We start from the raw sequence: 21,425 nt of genomic DNA, 5'->3' as shown, positions 1-21,425 counted from the left end.
TTATGCATCATCGTAACGAACACGACTCATATAACTATGTTTCTAACATGAGCCGCCGTGAGTCTTTAAAATGGCTTGGTCTATTAGCTGCGGGCTCGGCGGTTAGTTTAACTGCAGGTTGCACAAAAGCACTTGAAGATGACGTTGCTGTCTCTGCAAAAGAGCATTGGCCTGATTTAGATATCAAGCCTGTAACCGCTAAAGGCTATGGTCAAGATCCTAATTTGGTTATGCCACCAGAATCACCTTGGCCACTGACCTTAACAGCAGACGAACTCACGTTAGTAGCGGTTTTAGCTGATTACATTGTGCCGCGCGAAGGTGCTATTCCTTCAGCCAGTGAGCTACAAGTACCAGCTGTTATTAATGAGTGGGTGAGCGCGCCTTATGAAGGTCAACAACGCGATAGAATTAAAATTTTAAATTCATTAGCGTGGCTAAACGATGAAGCACAGCTTCGTTTTAAAAAGCAATTTGTTGCACTTAACGAAAAGCAACATCGCGCGATTTTAGATGATATTGCGTTTTTAAACGAGCAAACACCTCTACAATTTCAGCGTATTGGTAAAGCTTTTTTACGCTTTAAAGAGTTAGTGCTTGCTGCCTTTTTCTGTACACCTGAAGGCTGTAAAGACATAGGTTACCTTGGTAATGTGCCTATTGCAGGCGATTACCCTGGCCCTTCTGATGAAGCAAAAGCCCATTTAGATCAGGTTTTAGCTGAGCTTGGTTTAAGCGAGTACGCCTATATCGATTAACTTTCCCCCTTGTGTTATTTGTAACACTGTGCAGGGGGGCAGCCCCCTGCTTTTTTAGGATTGAAGTATGTTTAAAACCCGCATTTTATTGCTCATTATTAGCCTTGTATTTAGTGGTCAATTATTCGCAAAACTGCCCGTGAGTGTGCAGCTATGGTCAGTCAAAGACACCTTAAAAAATGACTTTCATGGTACGCTTAAGTCTCTTGCCGAAATGGGGTTTGACGGCGTTGAGTTTGCCGGAGACTTTGGCCCATACTCACATAACCCAGCAGCCTTAAAAGCAAAGCTCAGTGAATTAGGCTTAGTTGCCAGTAGCGCCCATATCGGCTTTGATGCACTCAGTGAAAACACAATTGATAGCACCCTGCTGTTTTACAAGACCCTTGGCGTTACTACACTTTATGTACCTTGGGATGAAAGAGCATGGCACCCTGAGGGAGTTAAATCTCTGGTTAAAGAGCTTACTAAAGTCAGTGATTATGCGACCCGCTTTGATATGAAGATCGGTTTTCACAATCATAATAAAGAGTTTAATGCATTTAATAACGCAACGTTTTGGGATTACATTGCCACTAATACCCCCAAGACCATGCCATTGCAGTTAGATATTGGCTGGGTCAATTACGCTGCTAAAGATCCAATCTACTTTATTAAAAAGTACCCTAACCGCACGCTTGCTACGCACATTAAAGTACGTACGATTGAGGGGAGCAACTTGAGCCCTATTATCGGCGAAAACGACATTGATTGGCCTGCCATCATCGATACTTTAGAGTCGCACGGCAACACCAAATGGTTAGTGCTTGAGCAAGAAGAATACCCAAGCGGATTAACCCCACTACAAAGCGTTGCTAAATCAAAACAAAACTTAGATAAGATTTTACTTGGTTTGTAGGGTTATTTTAGGAATGAGCTCGCTTTAAACACGTGAGCTCATGGCTTGGGTTTAATTTAAATAGTCGTTCACTCACAGCTCTATATTAGGGTTCATCTTGCCAGGAGATATTGCCTTCAGGACGTTTTGCAAAGCTTTCCGGTTTCCTGATTGGTTTATCTATACTTTTATAGAATATCAAGATCCCAGCTCCACCTATGACGGGGAGTAACCAAACCAGCACTGTTTGTGCTAATTTTTGAAAAGTTTCAAAATCATTTCTTTTAGAAATTACTAAACTAATTAATATATTGAACACTATTAGCAACCCCAAGCCAGCTAGTGCATAGTTTTCCATATCTTAATCCTATTGATGCCAAAATCACACTGTGGAAACGACCGAACGACGGCTTAAATTGTTTGTTATACGCTTTAAAACGAACAGCTAATCGTCCTTTCTTCGGTGTTTAAAGATAAATCGCCCAAATTGAAAACACAAAACTAAAAATACAATGAGAAAAATAAGTCCATTTACCCACTCAGGCAAAAACTCCACAATCTTCGGAGCAATGAGTTTTAGAATACCGAAAACTGCTACGATGAGAAGAATGAATGCAGTCCCTTTCACAAAAGCACTCCTAAATTTCCGTTCAATGCATCTGTTTATATTTAAAAAATATCAACGTCAAAGTTAATTGCGGGAATATCCTTAAATGTACCACCCATCTCGCATAGGGACAAAAAGGATGGCTATATTAACAAGCGAGAAAGATTCACATTCTTTAATCCCAGCATGTTCCTTCCAGATCTACAGCGGTTTGTTATGTGGCTTACCTCTTTGATATAGTTTTAAAAAATTACTAAAAGTATTGCTATCACAAGTTTTTTAAAATCTTTTATGTAAAGATAAATACATTAATATACTCTCGTCGATCATTTTCACAAAAATATGTACAAAGAATAGTTTGGCCGTTTTCAATAACTCATTATCCTTAATGGAGATATATGACGTGACTTATTCTACCACCCTCTTTTAGATATATCTTATACCTTTCATTGTTTAATATCTTATTTTCAACAAGATAAATAAATCACACCATTAGGAATTAATAATAAAACATTAAAAACAGCTTTTACTTTCATTTTTTCGGCAGATTGTTTTATCTAAGTTGCGAAGTATTATATTAAAAAAGCCTCTCAAGGACTGAGAATGAAAGTATTGAATTTAAGAAAGACTTCTGAAAAAAGCATATGGCTGATGTTAGCTACCCTTGAGGCTGTTTTTGTATACCTTTTAAAAACCCTTTCACAGAAGCACTTTTTATATGAGCCGCTTCTTATACTATTCATGTTAATTTCGTTAGTTCTAACATTATTAATACTTAGTAGTAAAAATGAACTCACAATCTGTCGCCACGGAGTATTTTATAGCTCGCCTTTTGGCAACGCGCATATAGAAGCAACTAAAACGAAGTTGATTAAACAATATTCTAAGTTTGGGTTTAATTGTGTAATTATTATAGGTGAAAAGTTTTTTATTTTTGCCCCTTTTTATAGTTTAACGTCTAGACAACTACAAAGATTAAAACGGTATGATTATAACTTGCTGCATTGGTTACAGGTAACTCATAAACGCAGCAAGTTTCAGGGCCTATAATGATAAGTAAATAGCAATAAAGGGCTTTTATTAGTTTTGCCACTCTTTAAGTACGTCTTTCACATACTCATAGCGCCATGAGTTGAATAGATCTGGCTTTGATGCTGCTTTACGCTCATCGGCATCGAGCTTCCAATTCCAGCTGATCAGCTGGTTAATCTGTTTTTTAGAGGCCAATACATCTTCAGGAATGCCCTGCTCTTTTGCAGCTTTAGTAATTTTTTGTTTAATATCTTTTGCGGCTTTTTTATATGCCGGAAAATCAATTAATCGTTTTAATTGTGCTGGTTGTTCACTAACAGGAACGGCTTTACCACGCTCAATACATTTTAAAATTTCAACGCCCGAACGGTTAACTTCCATTGGCTCAACACCTGGCACTCTGCGTAACGCATTTAAACTTGCAGGCTTGCGCTTAGCAATTTCAACCATGTTGTGCTCTTTAACCACAAAGTTAAGCGCGAGGTTTTTGCGCTCAGCCTTTTCACGGCGCCATGCAGCAAGCTCGCGTAATACCGCTAAGTCGTGCGGTCGTAATTGCCATGCATTTTTAATGTCTTTGTAGAGCTGCTCTGCGGGCGTTTGGTAAGCACGTTTTTGCGCGACTAACTCGCTTTCGCTGATAACAATGTCAAAAAAGCCAGCTTCATCAATTTGTTTTTTAATAATTTCAAAACAAGGCAATAAGTGATACGTATCGGCAGCGGCATAATCTAGCTGCTTTTCAGTGAGCGGGCGCTGTAACCAATTAGTACGCGATTCACTTTTATCAATTTCGATATCAAGTAACTCTTTAACCATGTGCGCAAAGCCCATGCAGTTACCATGGCCTAGTATTTGTAGTGCAAACTGGGTATCAAACAGTGGTGTTGGTACAAAGCCAGCGTATTTTTGAAACACTTCAATATCTTCTGACGGTGAATGTAGTACCTTTAACACCTCAGGGTTTTTAAGTACTTGCCAAAAATCAAAAAGCGACAGCTCAGCCAGAGGGTCGATTAACGCTAAGTGCTCACCATCGTATACTTGAATAAGTGCAACTTCAGGGTAAAGCGTACGACGACGCATAAACTCGGTATCAATTGCCAGAACCGGTTTACCTGTAATTTTTTCTACAAAATCATTTAATTGATTTTGCGTTTCGATCAGTTGATATTGCACTTATACCCCTTTCTTTACCATAAAAAAGCCGGCTAATGCCGGCTTTAATTATTTTTCTTCGTCCTTTAAGGCTCTTCTTAGAATCTTACCAACGTTTGTTTTTGGTAGTTCATCTCTAAACTCAACGAGTTTAGGCACCTTATAGTTCGTTAAATTATCACGACAGTGCTTTATTATATCTTTTTCAGTTAAAGATTGATCTTTTTTCACAACAAAAACTTTAACTTGTTCGCCACTGACCTCGTGAGGAATACCGATAGCTGCTACTTCAAGCACGCCATCGTGCATAGCGACTACTTCTTCGATCTCATTTGGGAACACGTTGAAACCAGATACGATAATCATGTCTTTCTTACGATCAACAATGTAGAAGAAGCCTTCATCATCGTAAGTAGCAATGTCACCTGTTGCAAACCAGCCATCTTTTAAGCATTCTGCTGTTGCATCTGGGCGGTTATAATAACCTTGCATAACTTGTGGGCCTTTAACCCAAAGCTCGCCCGGCTCACCTTTCGCAGCTTCTTCACCATTTTCAAGCATAAGCTTAATATCAGTGCTAGGAGCAGGTAAACCGATTGAACCGTTATAACCTTCAAGGTCGTAAGGGCTAACAGTTACAAGTGGCGCACATTCAGTTAAGCCATAACCTTCCATTAATTTGGTCTTCGTTACAGCTTGCCATTTTTCAGCAACTGGACGCTGTACCGCCATACCACCACCAAGTGACATTTTTAAGCTTGAGAAATCAAGTTCAGCAAAACCTGGGGTATTTAGTAAACCGTTAAATAGCGTATTTACACCCGTTACCGCCGTAAATTTGTGCTGTGCTAGCTCTTTAACAAAGCCCGGCATATCACGAGGGTTTGTGATAAGTACGTTTAAACCACCGTATTTCATAAATGTTAGGCAGTTCGCTGTCAGTGCAAAGATGTGATAAAGCGGCAGTGCTGTGATAACCACTTCTTTTCCGCGCTCTAATACTTTGTCTAGACAACCTGATACTTGCTCAAGGTTACCAACCATGTTGCCATGCGATAGCATTGCGCCTTTAGATACACCCGTTGTACCGCCTGTGTATTGCAAAAATGCTAAGTCGTTTAAATCAACTTCAGGTTTTTTGTAACCCGCTTCATCACCAGCAAGCGCATCTGCAAATTTGATCACATTTGGCAATGAGTAGCTAGGCACCATTTTCTTAACGTGCTTCACCACAAAATTAACGATGTGCTTTTTAAGGCCGCCAACCATGTCACCCACTTGAGTAACCACGATGTGCTTGACGTTAGTTTTTGGTAATGCTTTCTCTAGAGTATCGGCAAAGTTTGCAAGAATAAAAATTGCTGAAGACTCTGAGTCATTTAACTGATGCTCTAATTCACGCACGGTATAAAGTGGGTTTACATTCACCACTACACAGCCTGCACGAAGAATACTTAAGATAGTCACAGGCGTTTGTAGTAAGTTCGGCATCATAACCGCTACTTTATCGCCTTTTTTAAGACCAAGATCATTTTGAATGTACGACGCAACACGTTTTGTAGCACTGTCTAACTCACGATAGGTCAACTCTTTACCCATGTTGGTAAAAGCTGGAAGGTCACTAAAGTCAGCAAAACTTTTTTCAAACAAGTCGAGTAGCGAGTGATAATGCTCAGGGTCGATTGTTTCAGGCATACCTTCTGGGTAGCGTTTAAGCCAGATTTTTTCCACTCTTAGCTCCTGTTTATAATTATATTTTTTAATAACCTTAAGCTAACTAAGGCCGTTTCTCAATGGAGTAAATACTCTAATGGTGCAGATAATCCCACATTTGGTGCAATTATACAATTAACTTGCTTTATACTGCCCAATAAATGCATGAACGTGTTCTAAGGTTAATGCAGGAAATTGCATATGGCAATGGTGACCACCAGGTATCTTATGAATTTTTAACTCTTTGTAATATTTACCATATGCTTCTAAGTTTTGCTTTACAAAAGGAAACCCCTCATCGCCTAAAATAAGCTGACATGGCGCGTTAATTTGTTTAATGGTTGCAATACATTGTGCTTCATCAAAGCGAAATCCTGAGTGATTTTTAAGCTTTGGATCGGTTGTTAAGTACCACTTGCCTGCTTTTTCGTAGCTATTTCGTGTCATTAATAACTCAGCTTGTGGGTATTCAAGGTCACCACTTGCAAGCCTTGCACTAATAATGTGCGCTTTTGAGTCAAATGCGCGAGGGTCTTTGCTGTTTACCCGCGCTCTGTTTAATATTGCTTTACGAAGTTGGCCGCTCACTTCATTGCTGTTGGTTGTAACGCAGCCAATTCCCTCAATAAAGTTTACCGATGCTACCTTTTCAGGGAAGCAGCTCGCAAAAACGCCAGCCACCATGGCGCCCATAGAATGGCCAACTAAATGCACTTTCGTTACATCAAGCGACTCAATAAACTTATAGACGTCATCAATGTAGTCAATAAAGTAATAATGGGCGTCACTACTTCGCCAATCAGATAAACCATGGCCAGGAAAATCAAGGCAATACCAACGCTGGTTTAACTGCGCATTTTGTAACATAGGTATGTAACTATGTGCGTTATCAAGCCAACCATGTAAGGCAATCACAACCTCTTCACCATGCCCAAAGGTTAGGCCATGCATTGCCTGTGTGCCAGTTTGAAAAGAAAAAGGTTGCACAATTACTCCTATTTATTAAGCGTTTCAACTTAAAGGCGTTTATTTATCGTCTGGCTAGTATACAATAATCTTCGCAGTATAAATAAGGGCACAATAATAAGGTTACATCAATGAAATTAAAATTAAGTCTTTTAGCATTATTATGCTCAGCAGGCTCAGTAATGGCTGAATCAGCACCAAAAAACATCATTTATATGATTGGTGATGGTATGGGCCCAGCGTACACAACTGCATATCGTTACTTTAAAGATGATCCAAAAACTAAAGTTGTTGACCCAACTGTTTTCGATACAATTTTACGTGGGATGGCTCATACCTACCCTGACGATCATACCTATGTAACAGATAGCGCTGCAGGTGCAACAGCACTAAGCAGTGGTCATAAAAGTTATAATGGCGCAATTGCCGTTGATACTGATAAAAAACCTGTAAAAACTATGCTTGAAGTTGCCAAAGAGCGCGGTATGACAACAGCACTCGTAGCTACTTCGCAAATCAACCACGCTACACCAGCAAGCTTTGCTTCACATAACGAATCACGCCGTAACTACGACGAGATTGCTAACGACTATATCGATAACAAAATCGCGGGTAAATTACCGGTTGATTTAATGTTAGGTGGCGGCACGAAATATTACGTTCGTGAAGACCGTAATCTAGTGGAAGAGTTTAAAGCCGCTGGCTATCAATACAGCGATGACTTTGCTGCAATGAATGACTTAAAGCAAGTTCCTGCTCTTGGTTTATTTGCTGAAGTTGGTTTACCGTTTGCGCTTGACGAAAATCCAACGCGCCTTACGCAAATGACAACTAAAGCACTTGATTTACTTGATGGTCAAAACGACAAAGGTTTCTTTGTGATGATCGAAGGTAGCCAAATTGACTGGTGTGGTCATGCAAACGACATTGCATGTGCAATGGGCGAAATGGATGACTTTGCTAAATCGATTGAACAAGCAAAGGCGTATGTAGATAAAAACCCAGATACCCTACTTGTTATCACTGCCGATCACTCAACAGGTGGCTTAACACTGGGTGCGCATGGTCAATATAAGTGGGAAACTGACGTTGTTAAAGGTGTTAAAGCAACTGCTGGCACTATCACAAAAGATCTACTTGAAAGCGATGACTTAAAAGCAGTATGGCAAAAGTATTCTGATATCGAATTCACTGATGCAAACAGCATTAAGCTAAGCGAAGCTAAGAAAATGGGTGATAAAGCACTACTACTTGCAGTAAAAGATATTATCAATCATGCCAGCTTCACAGGTTGGACCACTGGCGGCCACACCGCTATTGATGTACAAGTATTTGCCTACGGTAAACGTGCTGAAGATTTCTACGGTTCGCAAAACAATACTGCGATTGCCGACAAGCTGATAGATTTTATTAAGCAGTAATTTTATTGCTTAGAAATACTATCCAATGATAAAAAAAGCCTAAACATATTGTTTAGGCTTTTTTGTGAATTCAGTTTTAGCTTTTATTAATCATACCAATTAGCTATGCATATACATCAACGCCAATAAGGCTTTGCACTTCGGCGCGGCGCTCTAAGTTAGCAAATTCCGTATAGGTTGAAATCGCGCGACTGGTTTTTGGGTTGCTTGGTTTGTCATAAATTGTTTGCTGATAGCTTTGCGACTCAGCTTTAAATTCATCGGCAATAGCAACAGCTTGAGGACTTGATTTAACATACTCTGTTGACGATTTTTGCTCAGCCGTTTGGTCTGATATCGCTTTAGGCTTATCAGTAATGGTATTTTTACGGCTATATTGACCGGGAATGTCACCGGTATAAAAGCCTGAGCCAATAGGTAAAGTCAAACTCGTAATTCCACATCAAACATGACTAAATTATGTGCCATAACTGACGGGCACGCAAGTCCCGTTATTCTTTCAGTTACTCTCGGCCTGGTAGCTTTTTCCAAGTCACTGTATCACGAACATATTTAGGCTGCGCATTGGCTGCAGTCACTGTATCACCGTGAGCATAAGCAGTTGCAATCGAGGCCAGCATGTACTTTGCATCAGGCAGTAAAATGGCTTCATTTAAACTTACATTTGCAAGTTCTGTAACTAGAGCAGGATAAGTCTGCCAACCTGTACCCACCGCTGTTGCAGCCATTTCAGGTAGCGTTAGCAACTCAGGTTTAATGACTTGCTCTTCATCAACAAGCGTCATCAGGCCATTATTATCAGCTTTATAATGAGCGTAATAAATCTCACCCATACGTGCGTCAATAGCAGAAAACACATCGTTAGCTTGGTCTTGCTCAAACGCTTGTTGTGCCATCATCTGCAATGTTGATACGCCAACCAAAGGTAAGCGTGCGGCATAAGCTAAACCTTGTGCAATCGCAACACTGATACGCACGCCCGTAAAGCTACCCGGTCCTTGACCAAAACCAATCACATCTAAGTCGGTTAGTTTACATTGCGCCTTTACGAGTAACTCATCAATTAAAGGCAAAATCTTTTGGCTGTGCTGCTGTGGGCACTCTTCAAAATGATGAAATGTTTGCCCTCGATAATGTAGCACCAGCGATAACGCTTCAGTTGATGCATCTAAGGCAAGAATATTGTGTTTAATCATCTAAGTTACTCTAATTGATCTGTTCTAAAAACGCGTTTGCCATTGCTAAATCGCGCGTGCGGCGCATAGGTGGCAAACTTTTTAAAAATACTTGGCCGTAATGGCGTGTTACTAGGCGGTTATCACAAATAACCAACACACCTTTATCTTTACTATCGCGAATAAGTCGCCCTACCCCTTGCTTTAATGCAATGACCGCTTGGGGTAATTGAATATGCGCAAATGGGTCTTTGCCTTGTAACTGGCAATCTTGCATTTTTGCTTGCAGCAATGGGTCATCTGGTGCGGCAAACGGCAATTTATCAATGATAACACAACTTAATGTACTGCCTCTAACATCTACGCCTTCCCAAAATGAAGCTGTGCCAAGTAAAACGGCATTACCGTGACGGGTAAACTTCTCAAGGATAATGCGTTTAGACATTTGCCCTTGCATATAAACCGGATAATCCATCTGCGTGGTTAAACCTTCCGCCACTAAGTGCATCATACGATAGCTAGTAAACAGCACAAAGCAGCGACCTTTTGCTGATTTAATCAACTCAAGGGTCAGCTTGATAATTGCATGGGGCATATTATTCGCATGAGACTCAGGTAAGTAGCGCGGCAAACAAAGTAATGCTTGTTGTTGATAATCAAACGGACTTTCAACAATCATGCTTTGCGTTGGCTTTAAGCCAAGACTAGCGTTAAAGTGCGCTAAGTCGTTATCGACCGATAAAGTCGCCGATGTAAACACAAAACCTGCTCCTGTGTCTTTCATCATCTGTGCAAATTTAGCCGATACATTAAGCGGTGTAATGTTTACCGTTAGGTATCGGCGAGTGGTTTCGTACCAATAACTATAACCCGTTTGTGCGGTATCAAATACCCGCTCTAACTGACCTTTAAAGGCTAGTGTGCGCTCAAACGGATGCTCTATTTTTTCGCTACGGTCTAAGCATAACTTTAATACTTGGTATAAAAAGTCGAGGTCGCTAATGACCCGGTGCAGTGCTGCACAAATCTCTTTATCAGCCAGCTTTTCACGCCAATCACCACGGCTACCATCAAGCCCAAACTGCAAGCGTAAATCTGCCACGCTAGTTTCTAACTTGTTGAGGGTTTTGCCTAATTGCAGCATATCAGGGATATCGGCACGGTAAATTGCTCGTAAGTCATTAATTAAATCCACCAGCTTTTTAGTGCTAACACTTTCACCAAAATAGTCACTGGCAATTTCACTGAGCTGATGCGCCTCATCAAAAATATAGGCGTCGGCAGTGGGCATTAATTCAGCAAACCCCGTATCTTTCACGGCCATATCAGCAAAAAACAAATGATGGTTGATCACCACCACGTCAGCTTCCATGGCATTTAAGCGGGCTTTACGAATATAACAATCTTGAAAATCGGGGCACTCTTTACCCAAACAGTTATCAGCGGTTGAGCTAACATAAGGCAGTACCTTGGCATCTTCTTCTATGCCAATACAATCTGCCAAATCGCCCGAACGGGTTTCACTTGCAAACTTTGCCACCATCGCAAGTTGATGCATTACATCTGGATCATCTGTTGGCACATGCGCAACGTGCTGACTTAAACGGTACGTACACAAATAATTCGCGCGGCCTTTTAAAAGGGCGACTTTTTTAGTGGCGCTCAGTGCTTTGACTAAATTGGGTAAATCACGGTGAAACAACTGCTCTTGTAGTGCTTTTGAACCCGTTGAGATAATGGTTTTGCCTTTTGATTTTAACGCAGGCGCTAAGTAAGCATAGGTTTTACCCGTGCCTGTGCCCGCCTCAACCACTAATTGGTGACGTTTTTTTAAGGCATCGTCAACTGCAACAGCCATGTCAATTTGTGGCTGCCGAGGAGTATATCCATCAAGAGAAAGTGCAAGGGGGCCAGTGGCACTGAAAAGTTGTTTGATAAACTTCGCCAATAGATTAAAAGTGATGGGCAGATTTTACGTAACTGACTTGCCAAGGGCAAGACTAAATGAGGAAGCGTTGCTTCCTCATGGTTAAAAGTATGATTGCGTTTAAATCATTGTCCTTGAATCGTTAATGTCACGCCCGATGCAGCTCTGTAACCCTGTAAATCTATGTACCAAGTACCACCTTGTGGGTTATCAAATTGACAACTTTCTTCGTTACCATTTTTGTAGGGCCGACATAGATAATTTGAACTTGTTGACGCTGAGCCATAGTTAACATACAAATCTGCATCGCCACTACCGCCAGATATAGTCACCGTTAAATTACTAAGGCCTGCCGGTATTTGTTGAGTAAAGCGCTGCCAACTACCGGTAGCGACACTCACGTTTGTCTCAGTTCGGTCAACGTTTTCGCCGCCACCTGAGGTGCTATAACTTCCCGTGAGTGACACATTCGAAATCTCATTCCACGCTTCAACCATGACATGATACGTGCCAGTTTGAACTGACGACATCACACAACTTTCATTACTTGTTGAGGTTGTGCTTTTACAATCAAAGTCTTGTAATGTTGGTTTACTGCCAAATTTAACGTATAAATCGGCATCGCCCGAGCCGCCCTCAGTTACAAACTCAAGGTTACTGCTCATTGCGGGTACATCAAGTGTAAAGAATAACTGCTCTTTTGCTGCGCCCGACAAACCTGTTTTAGCTACGCCATTTTCAAGCTGATTAGTCGGCTCAGTTACTACATCACCGGCATTTTTTGCCATTTCAGCAACATAACTCACAGCTAGTTTTGCAAACTTACTCGCGTGAGCCGCATCAAATTGGGCATCATTTGATGTGTGGATCAAAGGGTTAATGTCACTCATCGTTGATTCAAATGGCATTGAGGCGGCAAACCCTTGTTGATACCAAGAGGCATGATCTGAGCAGCCATAACCACATTGATCAAAGCCATAGCTCACTGTGGGCTGGTAAGCATCGAGCAACTGCGATAAATACTGATTTTGCGAAGAGTTTGTGTAATCTGTCATCATCACAATATCAGTGCTGCTGCCGTTATTGCCAGTCATATCAAACTGCACCATGCCTACAACATTCTTACCCTGTGTTTTATAACTTTGAGCAATATCTTTTGAGCCCCTTAGACCTACTTCTTCAGCAGCAAACCCCATAATTTGTATGGTCCGCTGAGGTTGGTAGTTATTTTCCACTATTGCTTTTAAGGTTTGTGTGAGCACTGCAATACCCGAGGCATTATCATCTGCACCAGGAGCTCGGCCATTACTTGGATTAGACTGATTGATTGAGTCTAAATGGCCACCAATAACGACAATTTCATCTGCTTTTTCTGCACCAGGAATGGTCACAATAACTGATGATTGCGAAAAACTATGGTTAAAATACTCAACACTGATATCACTGCGGCTACTAGCTATTTGCTGCCAATGGCTCTTTAACCAATCAGCAGCATCAACACCACTTTGCACGGCATAATATCGGTTATGAAAGTTCATCATGCTATTAACCGTATCGCTCAGTTCACTACTATCAATCGATGATATTAGCGCGTTAACTGTCGCGGCATTATCAATACTGTAGTTTACTAGGCTCGCATTCATCGCAGTCTGCGAAACCGCATTTAATTGCTGAGTATAGAGCTCTGCATCTGCTAATGAGTCATGGGCTACAAAACCACCGCAGCGATGATAGTTATCGTGCATAAACTCACTTAAACCAGCGATATCCTGCTTGTTAACGCGCATAAAATTAACTTGATTCAAAGCTGATTTTTGCATCGCAAAATTGCTGTTTAGTTTACGTTTACTCACGGTATCTTGTTGAAAGTGCTCAGCAGCAAGGGCATCAATAGTGACCCAAATTGTTTCGTCTTGCGCTGCATAACTTAGTTGGCTCAGTGACAGTGTGGCAAAGCCTACTAAGCACTGTGTTAGGCGGGTTGTCATAATCAATCCTTTTATGATGTGTATTTTAATGAAAATAAAAAAGGGAGCCGAAGCTCCCTAAAAGGGTGGCTAGTTAGCCGAAATGGTGAGAGTTACACCACTTGCAGCGCTGTAGCCGCGAAGGTCGATATACCAAGTACCCGCTTGAGGGTTTGTAAATGTACAGGTTTCGCTATTGCCGTTTTTATATGGACGGCAGTCATAGCTAGATGTTGTCGATTGCGAACCAAAATTCACATACAAGTCAGCATCACCAGAGCCACCAGAAATAGTCACATCCAGTGACGAATAACCCGCATCTAGATCTTGTGTAAAACGAGTCCAGCCATTTCTTGCTACACTCAAGTTAGACTCAGTGCGGTTAATCGGCGTTACACCACCACCGCTGCCCGAATCATAGCTACCTGTGAGTGATACACCTGAAATTTGATTCCACGCTTCAACCATTACGTAGTAAGTACCTGCTTGTACGTTACTAATAGCGCAGCTTTCTGTACTGCTAGATGAAGTGCTTTTACAATCAAAGTTGCTCAGTGTTGGTTTTGCGCCATACATAACGTAAAGGTCTGCATCACCACTTCCACCAGTTGTATTGAATTGCAAGTTCGTTGCGTCTGCTGGCACTTCAAGGGTAAAGAACATTTGATCTTTAGCAGCACCACTGATCCCTGTACGTGGCACACCATTGGTTAGTTCTTCATCACCGCCCGGAGGTGGCTCAGTTGTTCCACAGCTACTACCCGCACTTAAGCTTGAAGTCACACCCACCGCCGCAAGCGCTGCTTGAACATCTGCTGGTTCGTAATTTAAATCACACGCTGCATCCATCACGCCGTTACCTGCTAAATCCCAGTTTGTGCTGGCTGTCCAGTAAAGTTGGTTAGCGCGTGCCATCACGACGAACGCCTTTTGCGTATCCCAACCTGGTGTTGTTGCAAGGTTATAAAATGCCTTGTTGAATACACCTGAGCTGTAGTGCACATCCATACCAGAGTAGTAATTGTTTTGATGGTCAATCGAGCTGCCATCTTGGGTGGGGTTATTCATGTAACGTAATGCACCGTTACCTTTAAAGATTTCCTGACCCACTAACCAGTCATTTGAGCCTTTCATGTAAAACTCAGCTGCTTCACCTGCCATATCAGAGAAAGCTTCGTTCAAACCACCTGATTTACCTGAATAAATAAGCCCTGAATTTTGTTCGGTAAAACCATGGCTCACTTCATGGGCCGATACATCAAGGCTAACCAGCGGATAAAACGTATTTTGACCATCACCAAATGTCATGGCACTGCCATCCCAAAATGCATTTTCGTAGTTATTACCATAATGAACACGCATTTTTAGCTGGAAGGTTAAAGGCGCGGTACCTAACCAGTCGCTATACATATTGAAAATAACGTTACCAAAATAATGTGCATCATTTAAAGGCGAGTACGCACCGTTTATTTCTTTAAAGGTATTTTCTGGGCATGTAAACGAATACGCTGACGAACCACTTGTACCACCATTTAAATTAATGGTTCTTACGTTAGCGTTATTCATCGTACAAGTACTGCCTGACTGAGTAACATCTAGGCTGTCAAAATCAGTACCGTAAATGTATTTACCGGTTTTTAAGTTACCGCCTGGGCCCGTTGCACTGGCATGTTGTAAGTTATCGAAGCTAAATAAAACTTCACCGCTGTTTGCATCAATAATTTGATACGGACGAGATGGGTTATCACCATACGTCACATAAGATACTTCATACACTAGGTGTGCAACGCTGTCTTCATCTAGCCAAATAGCTAAGCGTGATTGTTCATTATGCTTTTTTAACCCAACTGATTTAATTGCTGCGGGTGAGTTAGCAAGGCCCTTCGCCATTGCTTTTTTCTTGTTAAGTGCCGGAGACACTGAATCGATGTCGGCGGCAATGTCATACACCGCTGCACCATGTGCGCGTTTTAATTGGCCATTACCATCAAATGTAAGGCTAACCGTATCGCCGATGACAGGTAGACCTTGATACATCTGCTGATAACGGCGCGTGGTGTTGCCGTTACTGGTTTTGATTTCTTTTAATACAACTAAATCATTCCCTGCACCTAAACCAACTAACTGATTTGGATTTGCACTCAATACAGATGATGCATTGGTTTGCAAAGCTTGGTTAATCCCTGTTTGTTCGTTTAGGTATTTCTTGTTCGCAGCTACTGCACTTGTTGCTTGAGTCAAAGCAAAAGCAGCAAGAGTTGCTAGTGTGATTTTAGATAAATTCACGTTTACGCTCCGTTAGATTGTTATGTATTTAATATTTTCCTAGTAACCGGACTGCACTGTTCCCGATTAGTGACCAGCCTAGATTGATTGGAACGAAATTGAAAATGAAACAAAAAATTTACAAATAAAGTATTAACTCTAAACTAAAACCCTATAATTAACAGTAGGATAAGAAAATTAAAGTTTATTAATTGTTAACAGATAAAGTGAAAGTGTAAAATTATTGATACAAAATAATAACATTTAATATACATTTGTACCTTTTATTTGCATTTAATATTGCTCATTTCATTATTTGTGGTTCAAAGCTGAAGGCTTAAATATCCACAAAAAGCCTGGGTACATAATTTGCAGCAATACCAAGTACATAGGATTTAAGGACTAAGCATGAATACTGAGTTGATACAAAATGAATGGCTAAATGAGCCTTGGCTGGTTGTCATTGGAGGCACTGCACTAGCCGCTATCGCTTTGTTCTTATTGAGGTTTGTAATTATCTATTGTTTAAAAAAATGGACTCAACGCACTGACTTTGTGTTCGACTCTTTATTGGTTGACTCACTCTCTACACCATTGACCTTGTGCACAATGATGGTGCTTGTGATCATTTTTGGTCAGTTATTGAACACCACCGGCTTTATGGCTGAGCACCCCTTACCTATTGCGGCCACCGCTAAAGCCATTTGTATTTTTGCCTTAGTGTTATTTTTAGATCATTTCTTATTTGGTACCGTTGATTATTACAGTGCCCGCTCGGTGGTGGTTTCGAATAGTCATAGCATCATTAAAGGCTTGATCCGCTGTGCAATTGTGTGTGTTGGCTTATTGGTGTTATTAGGCACGTTAGGCATATCAATCACCCCAGTTATTGCCTCATTAGGCATTACCTCTCTTGCCGTCGCTTTGGCTTTGCAACCGACACTCGAAAACTTTTTTTCTGGCGTGCAGTTGGTGATTGATAAACCAATTCGGGTCGGCGACTTTATAGAGCTTGAAAGTGGCGACCAAGGGTTTGTTGAGAAAATTGGTTGGCGCTCAACCTGGGTGAAAATGTTGCCGAACAACATGATAGTCATCCCCAATAGTCAGCTGTCTAAATCACGCATCATTAACTACTTTTATCCCGAAAAAGAGCTCAGCGTCCCCGTTGAGGTGGGTGTTCATTATGGCTCCGACCTTGAAAAAGTTGAGCAAGTAACTTTGGATGTAGCAAGACAGATCTTAAAAAGCCATAAATGGGGCATCGATGATTACGAGACCTTTGTGGTCTTTCATAATTTTGACCAATCAAGCATCAATTTTACGGTGATGTTAAGAGCAAAAGAGTACTTTAACCGCTTTTGGGTAAAATCTGCGTTTATCAAAGCATTACATCAACGTTACGCAAAAGAAGGAATTGTGATCCCTTACCCAATCAGAGCTATAAATACCAGCCAAGAATCGGCTCACTTTAAACAGGCTGATTGACCTAACTGAAGTTATCATAATTGCACATTCATCAGGTTTTTTTTGTCTCTTTTGAGACATTATTAACAGCGATTATACATATGCAATCAGCACCTTGAATTTTTACTCTAAAATGTCATAAAAATCGCATAAACACTGTGACATACCTATTTTAGAGGCGTACTATATGCGGCCAGAAAGTGACTGCTTTCTGCGTCTTGTTATAAAAATATTTAAGGTCAAACAATGAATGCTTGGTACCTCATTTGTTTTCTTTCAGCATTAGCTATTTTTATTGCTTTTGCTAACCAATTCATCCTCAAAATGCAAACTACAATTGCTATAACAACAGGTTCTGTTGTTATTTCTCTTCTTCTTATACTTGCCGTTAAAATGCTTGGTGATACCACCGCCCTCGAAATGACTCTAGTTGTCTCCAGTATCAACTTTAATCAGTTGCTATTAAAAGGGATGCTCGGCTTTTTGCTGTTCGCGGGTGCGCTAGAAATCAACTTAGCAGCCCTTCGAAAGCAACGGTGGGAAATTACCGCATTAGTGTTATTTTCAACCATAACCTCAACGGTCATTGTTGGTTACTTGAGCTATTATTTGTTTGCTTTTGTTGGCTGGCCCGTGCCGTTTATTTACTGTTTATTGTTTGGTGCTTTAATCAGCCCAACCGACCCGATTGCAGTGTTAGCCATTATTAAACAAATGCGAGCCCCAGAAGGTATTTCTGTGCAAGTTGAAGGTGAGTCTTTGTTTAATGATGGTATTGGTTTGGTGATTTTCACAACGATATTTTCAGTGGCCTTTTATGGCACCGAAGCCACCTTTACTGACGTTGCAGAATTGTTTTTAGTTGATGCAATTGGCGGTATCGTGTTTGGTCTGGTGATTGCGTTAGTCGGGCATTTTTTAATTATTAATAGCCGCGATGTGAACATTCGTTTGCTACTAACCCTGACCATTCCAACAGCCGGCTTTGCAGCAGCAAATATTTGGGAAATCTCAGGTGCCCTTGCTATGGTCACCAGTGGTATCTTACTTGGCAATATTACTCGTTCAAAAGCAACAGAGCGTACCGGGCCTGAAGATACTCGCTACGTGAAAGACTTTTGGCATGCCACAGATAGCTTTTTAAATGCCTTGCTGTTTTTGATCATCGGAATGCTAATTGTCACCATGCCTATTACTCTTGAAGAAATTGGCTTAGGTTTACTCATGGTGCCTGTGGTGTTGCTGGCTCGTTTTTTAAGTGTAGGCACGCCATTTGTATTCTTTAAAAAGTACCGCCAGTACGATAAGCACTCAGTGAAAATACTCACTTGGGGTGGCTTACGGGGTGGTTTAGCGCTTGCAATGGCAGCTGCCATCCCACGCGATCAGGTAATGATCGCAGGCTCTGATTTACATGACTTGATTGTTATTGTCACTTATGTGGTGGTGATCTTTTCGATTATCGTACAAGGTTTGACAATTTCGCCGTTGATCCAAAGCAGTATTCAATCAGCAGAAGCGAAAAATTAAGCACTGATTTTTACTTTAAAGGCTCGATTATCGAGCCTTTTTTTGTGCTTTATCGGAATACATTCGTGCGTCTGCAACAGCAAGTAATTTAATCAGCGAGCAAGGCTGCTGATCTGAAAAATCGGCTATACCATAAGAAAAGCCAAGCTCAACTTGATTATTAAAACTATTAGGTAAGTGACTGAATGACAAAAATAAACGCTGCATAATAGCCTCGCAATCACTGGTATTTAAATCTGTAAACAAAATTACAAACTCATCACCGCTCAACCGCGCATATAAATCCGCTTTGCGACAGCAGCTTTCCAGCAACCTTGCAAAATCTTTTAGCAACCGATCGCCTGCAGCATGACCGAACTGGTCGTTAATTGCTTTAAAGTTATCTAAATCTATAAATACCAATTTTGCTTTTAAATGCTGGCGAATGCATAAATCAAGGTAATGTTCAGCTGTGCTAATAAAACCCCGACGATTGGGTAATAAGGTAAGCTCATCTGTGGTTGCTAATTGCATAACCGCAAACTCACGCTCGACAATTGCTGCAAAGTCTTTTAAAACTTTAGTATCTTTATTGTTAAAACTGCGAGGTTGGTGATCAATAAGGCACAAAGTGCCAATTCTATTTCCTGATTTAAGTGTGATTGGGCAACCTGCATAAAAACGAATATTTGGGTCACCCATTACCAGCGGGTTATCTGCAAAACGTTTATCGTTTAAGGCATTTTCAACCACTAGGGGGTCTTTATATAAAATTGCATGGGCGCAAAAAGAAATGTCTCTTGCAGTCTCTGTCACATCTAACCCCACACATGACTTAAACCACTGTCTATGCTCGTCAATTAAGCTAATGACACAAATTGGCACAGAGAAAAACTGTTGGGCAAGGCGAGTGATTCGGTCAAAGGCGGGGTCGCTCTGAGAGTCTAATACATCCAAAGAGCGAAGCTCTTCAAGCCTTGCTTGCTCATTTAACGGCACTGCTGGTCGTTCCATTAGATTGCCTTTTGATCAAAATCACATGTATTTCTTAACCCTAGCAGAAAAAAATGGTCTATTGCATACAAACAATTTCTTAAATTTCTGCTATGCCCATGTATCTAGGTGTTTATTACCCTCTTCATCTTCTTCTATGGCATTTTTACCGCTTTTATCATCTTTTTTAGCAGCTTTTTTTCGTCGCTCTATTTCTCGTTTTTGGCGTTTTTCAAGTTCAATTCGCTGCACGTTCGCATCTTTTACGCCCGCAATGTGAAATGCGCCTTTACTTTCTAACTGTAGCCGTGTAATTCGACCTAAAAAGGGGATCATGATATCCATTTGTACCTCCTATCTATCCATTTATTATCGGCGGTTATAGCATATACTTTAATTTCGCAAAAAAATGCTTGCCAAATATTAGCAAAGCATGTTTATCTATATACGTAACTTATTTAAACAGATTTACGCACTGGTTTATACAAACGAGTGCAATACAGGAAAAATTATGCGCTTCAATCTGACAACTATCCATCATCACCATCATTCACCGGAATAGCCTGTCAGGTTTTTCGCTGAGAGGTTATTCCTAAAAGGAACCTCTGGCGAGCAATCAACCCAATTATTTATTTTCGCCCTGAGGTTCCCTCGGGGTTTTTAGTTTTTGAATTAAAGGAAAATGAATAATGAGCAATACCAACCGTTTACGAATCGCCATCCAAAAAGGCGGCCGCTTATCAAAAGACTGCCAAGAGTTGCTAAAGCAACTTGGTGTGAAATTAAATCTTCGTGAACAACGTTTAATCGCACACTCCACCAATATGCCAATTGATGTACTGCGTGTACGCGATGACGATATTCCGGGCCTAGTAATGGACGGTGTGTGTGACTTAGGTATCGTTGGTGAAAACGTACTTGTTGAAGTACAAGCCGAACGCGAACGTCAAGGTGTGGAATTCGAAGTAAACAAACTTTCTAAGCTTGATTTTGGTTACTGTCGCCTTGCACTTGCATGGCCGCAAGAACTTGGTCCACAAGATAAAAGCTGGTTCGAAGGTAAACGCATTGCCACTACCTACCCAGAAATCTTAAGCCAATACCTAAAACGCGAAGGTATTAACGCAAGCACAGTTATGTTAACGGGCTCTGTTGAAGTTGCGCCGCGTGCTGGTTTAGCTGATGCAATTTGTGACTTAGTATCTACAGGTGCAACGTTAGAAGCAAACGGCTTAATGCAAGGCGATACCATCTTAGAATCAAACGCATGTTTAATTCAAAACAAGAATCTAACTGATCAAAGCAAACTTGATTTAATCAATACGCTAATGCCGCGTTTACGTGGTGTACGCCAAGCAAAAGAAAGTAAATACATCATGCTACACGCACCAAAAGCAAAGCTTGATGAAGTATGCGACTTACTACCTGGCACAGGTCAACCAACTTTACTATCGCTTGCTGGTAGCGACGATTATGTTGCGCTACATATGGTTAGCAGCGAAACCCTTTTCTGGGAAACAATGGAACAGTTAAAAGCACTAGGTGCTAACTCAATTCTTGTTATGCCAATTGAAAAAATGATGGAGTAAT

The 21,425-nt window shown here is 41.0% G+C and carries 18 protein-coding genes; 7 read left to right on the top strand and 11 right to left on the bottom strand.

Annotated features, from left to right (window positions below):
• The first annotated feature begins 2 nt into the window (after nt 1-2).
• Together L1266_RS08840 and L1266_RS08835 are read left to right on the top strand one after the other, a co-directional pair.
• Nucleotides 3-758 carry a gluconate 2-dehydrogenase subunit 3 family protein gene (locus L1266_RS08840; protein ID WP_194441038.1) on the top strand — a complete coding sequence of 252 codons (756 nt, stop codon included), beginning with the start codon at nt 3-5 and terminating at the stop codon, nt 756-758.
• Between the two features lie 67 nt (nt 759-825).
• A complete protein-coding gene (locus tag L1266_RS08835; RefSeq protein WP_235377337.1) occupies nt 826-1,656 on the top strand; it encodes a sugar phosphate isomerase/epimerase family protein in 831 nt (276 codons plus the stop codon).
• Between the two features lie 85 nt (nt 1,657-1,741).
• Here the strand turns inward: L1266_RS08835 and L1266_RS08830 are convergent, their stop codons facing one another.
• Complete coding sequence (locus L1266_RS08830) at nt 1,742-1,993, bottom strand: hypothetical protein (RefSeq protein WP_235377336.1); 252 nt, start codon at nt 1,991-1,993, stop codon at nt 1,742-1,744.
• Nucleotides 1,994-2,845: 852 nt separating this feature from the next.
• Between L1266_RS08830 and L1266_RS08825 the strand changes: the two genes are divergently transcribed.
• Nucleotides 2,846-3,292 (top strand): hypothetical protein, encoded by a 447-nt coding sequence (locus L1266_RS08825; RefSeq protein WP_199528991.1) that lies wholly within the window; start codon nt 2,846-2,848, stop codon nt 3,290-3,292.
• A 30-nt stretch (nt 3,293-3,322) separates the two neighbouring features.
• Here the strand turns inward: L1266_RS08825 and rnd are convergent, their stop codons facing one another.
• The 3 genes from rnd to L1266_RS08810 form a co-directional block, all read right to left on the bottom strand.
• On the bottom strand, nt 3,323-4,453 hold the full coding sequence (gene rnd / locus L1266_RS08820) for a ribonuclease D (protein WP_063707455.1): 1,131 nt from the start codon (nt 4,451-4,453) through the stop codon (nt 3,323-3,325).
• 48 nt (nt 4,454-4,501) lie between these two features.
• Nucleotides 4,502-6,163, bottom strand: coding sequence for a long-chain-fatty-acid--CoA ligase FadD (fadD, locus tag L1266_RS08815; protein WP_235377335.1), 1,662 nt, complete (start codon nt 6,161-6,163; stop codon nt 4,502-4,504).
• Nucleotides 6,164-6,280: 117 nt separating this feature from the next.
• A complete protein-coding gene (locus L1266_RS08810) occupies nt 6,281-7,132 on the bottom strand; it encodes an alpha/beta fold hydrolase (protein ID WP_235377334.1) in 852 nt (283 codons plus the stop codon).
• 110 nt (nt 7,133-7,242) lie between these two features.
• Here L1266_RS08810 and L1266_RS08805 point away from each other — a divergent pair, with 110 nt between their 5' ends.
• Nucleotides 7,243-8,532 (top strand): alkaline phosphatase, encoded by a 1,290-nt coding sequence (locus L1266_RS08805; protein WP_235377333.1) that lies wholly within the window; start codon nt 7,243-7,245, stop codon nt 8,530-8,532.
• A 103-nt stretch (nt 8,533-8,635) separates the two neighbouring features.
• On the opposite strand, the gene L1266_RS08800 is transcribed toward L1266_RS08805, so the two are convergent.
• The 5 genes from L1266_RS08800 to L1266_RS08780 form a co-directional block, all read right to left on the bottom strand.
• Nucleotides 8,636-8,959 carry a hypothetical protein gene (locus tag L1266_RS08800; RefSeq protein WP_054552027.1) on the bottom strand — a complete coding sequence of 108 codons (324 nt, stop codon included), beginning with the start codon at nt 8,957-8,959 and terminating at the stop codon, nt 8,636-8,638.
• 76 nt (nt 8,960-9,035) lie between these two features.
• On the bottom strand, nt 9,036-9,728 hold the full coding sequence (tsaB, locus tag L1266_RS08795) for a tRNA (adenosine(37)-N6)-threonylcarbamoyltransferase complex dimerization subunit type 1 TsaB (protein WP_235377332.1): 693 nt from the start codon (nt 9,726-9,728) through the stop codon (nt 9,036-9,038).
• A gap of 10 nt (nt 9,729-9,738) precedes the next feature.
• A complete protein-coding gene (locus L1266_RS08790) occupies nt 9,739-11,655 on the bottom strand; it encodes an ATP-dependent DNA helicase (RefSeq protein ID WP_054552025.1) in 1,917 nt (638 codons plus the stop codon).
• A 104-nt stretch (nt 11,656-11,759) separates the two neighbouring features.
• Nucleotides 11,760-13,622: a M28 family metallopeptidase gene (locus tag L1266_RS08785; RefSeq protein WP_235377331.1), complete on the bottom strand. Its 1,863-nt coding sequence runs from the start codon at nt 13,620-13,622 to the stop codon at nt 11,760-11,762.
• 69 nt (nt 13,623-13,691) lie between these two features.
• Complete coding sequence (locus L1266_RS08780) at nt 13,692-15,887, bottom strand: M4 family metallopeptidase (RefSeq protein WP_138616634.1); 2,196 nt, start codon at nt 15,885-15,887, stop codon at nt 13,692-13,694.
• A gap of 387 nt (nt 15,888-16,274) precedes the next feature.
• On the opposite strand from L1266_RS08780, the gene L1266_RS08775 reads away from it, so the two are divergent.
• The gene (locus L1266_RS08775) at nt 16,275-17,354 is read left to right on the top strand and encodes a mechanosensitive ion channel family protein (protein ID WP_235377330.1); all 1,080 of its coding nucleotides are present in this window, start codon (nt 16,275-16,277) and stop codon (nt 17,352-17,354) included.
• Nucleotides 17,355-17,579: 225 nt separating this feature from the next.
• Entirely contained in the window at nt 17,580-18,863 is a 1,284-nt protein-coding gene (locus L1266_RS08770; RefSeq protein WP_235377329.1) for a cation:proton antiporter, read from the top strand.
• A gap of 27 nt (nt 18,864-18,890) precedes the next feature.
• Here L1266_RS08770 and L1266_RS08765 read toward each other — a convergent pair whose 3' ends face one another.
• Together L1266_RS08765 and L1266_RS08760 are read right to left on the bottom strand one after the other, a co-directional pair.
• Entirely contained in the window at nt 18,891-19,856 is a 966-nt protein-coding gene (locus L1266_RS08765) for a sensor domain-containing diguanylate cyclase (RefSeq protein ID WP_235377328.1), read from the bottom strand.
• 90 nt (nt 19,857-19,946) lie between these two features.
• On the bottom strand, nt 19,947-20,180 hold the full coding sequence (locus tag L1266_RS08760) for a hypothetical protein (RefSeq protein WP_054552021.1): 234 nt from the start codon (nt 20,178-20,180) through the stop codon (nt 19,947-19,949).
• Between the two features lie 344 nt (nt 20,181-20,524).
• On the opposite strand from L1266_RS08760, the gene hisG reads away from it, so the two are divergent.
• Nucleotides 20,525-21,424 carry an ATP phosphoribosyltransferase gene (gene hisG, locus L1266_RS08755; RefSeq protein ID WP_054552020.1) on the top strand — a complete coding sequence of 300 codons (900 nt, stop codon included), beginning with the start codon at nt 20,525-20,527 and terminating at the stop codon, nt 21,422-21,424.
• Nucleotide 21,425 lies beyond the last annotated feature (1 nt).

It is taken from the genome of Pseudoalteromonas sp. Cn5-37 (assembly GCF_021532495.1).
GTDB classification, from domain to species: Bacteria; Pseudomonadota; Gammaproteobacteria; order Enterobacterales; family Alteromonadaceae; genus Pseudoalteromonas; species Pseudoalteromonas simplex.
This window is presented reverse-complemented; position numbering and strand designations above follow the sequence as displayed.

Bases quoted from the DNA above. Each gene is read 5' to 3' on its own strand.
- L1266_RS08840 (WP_194441038.1), top strand. From the start codon at position 3: ATGCATCATCGTAACGAACACGACTCATATAACTATGTTTCTAACATG.
- L1266_RS08835 (WP_235377337.1), top strand. From the start codon at position 826: ATGTTTAAAACCCGCATTTTATTGCTCATTATTAGCCTTGTATTTAGT.
- L1266_RS08830 (WP_235377336.1), bottom strand. From the start codon at position 1,993: ATGGAAAACTATGCACTAGCTGGCTTGGGGTTGCTAATAGTGTTCAAT.
- L1266_RS08825 (WP_199528991.1), top strand. From the start codon at position 2,846: ATGAAAGTATTGAATTTAAGAAAGACTTCTGAAAAAAGCATATGGCTG.
- L1266_RS08805 (WP_235377333.1), top strand. From the start codon at position 7,243: ATGAAATTAAAATTAAGTCTTTTAGCATTATTATGCTCAGCAGGCTCA.
- tsaB (WP_235377332.1), bottom strand. From the start codon at position 9,728: ATGATTAAACACAATATTCTTGCCTTAGATGCATCAACTGAAGCGTTA.
- L1266_RS08785 (WP_235377331.1), bottom strand. From the start codon at position 13,622: ATGACAACCCGCCTAACACAGTGCTTAGTAGGCTTTGCCACACTGTCA.
- L1266_RS08775 (WP_235377330.1), top strand. From the start codon at position 16,275: ATGAATACTGAGTTGATACAAAATGAATGGCTAAATGAGCCTTGGCTG.
- L1266_RS08770 (WP_235377329.1), top strand. From the start codon at position 17,580: ATGAATGCTTGGTACCTCATTTGTTTTCTTTCAGCATTAGCTATTTTT.
- L1266_RS08765 (WP_235377328.1), bottom strand. From the start codon at position 19,856: ATGGAACGACCAGCAGTGCCGTTAAATGAGCAAGCAAGGCTTGAAGAG.
- L1266_RS08760 (WP_054552021.1), bottom strand. From the start codon at position 20,180: ATGGATATCATGATCCCCTTTTTAGGTCGAATTACACGGCTACAGTTA.
- hisG (WP_054552020.1), top strand. From the start codon at position 20,525: ATGAGCAATACCAACCGTTTACGAATCGCCATCCAAAAAGGCGGCCGC.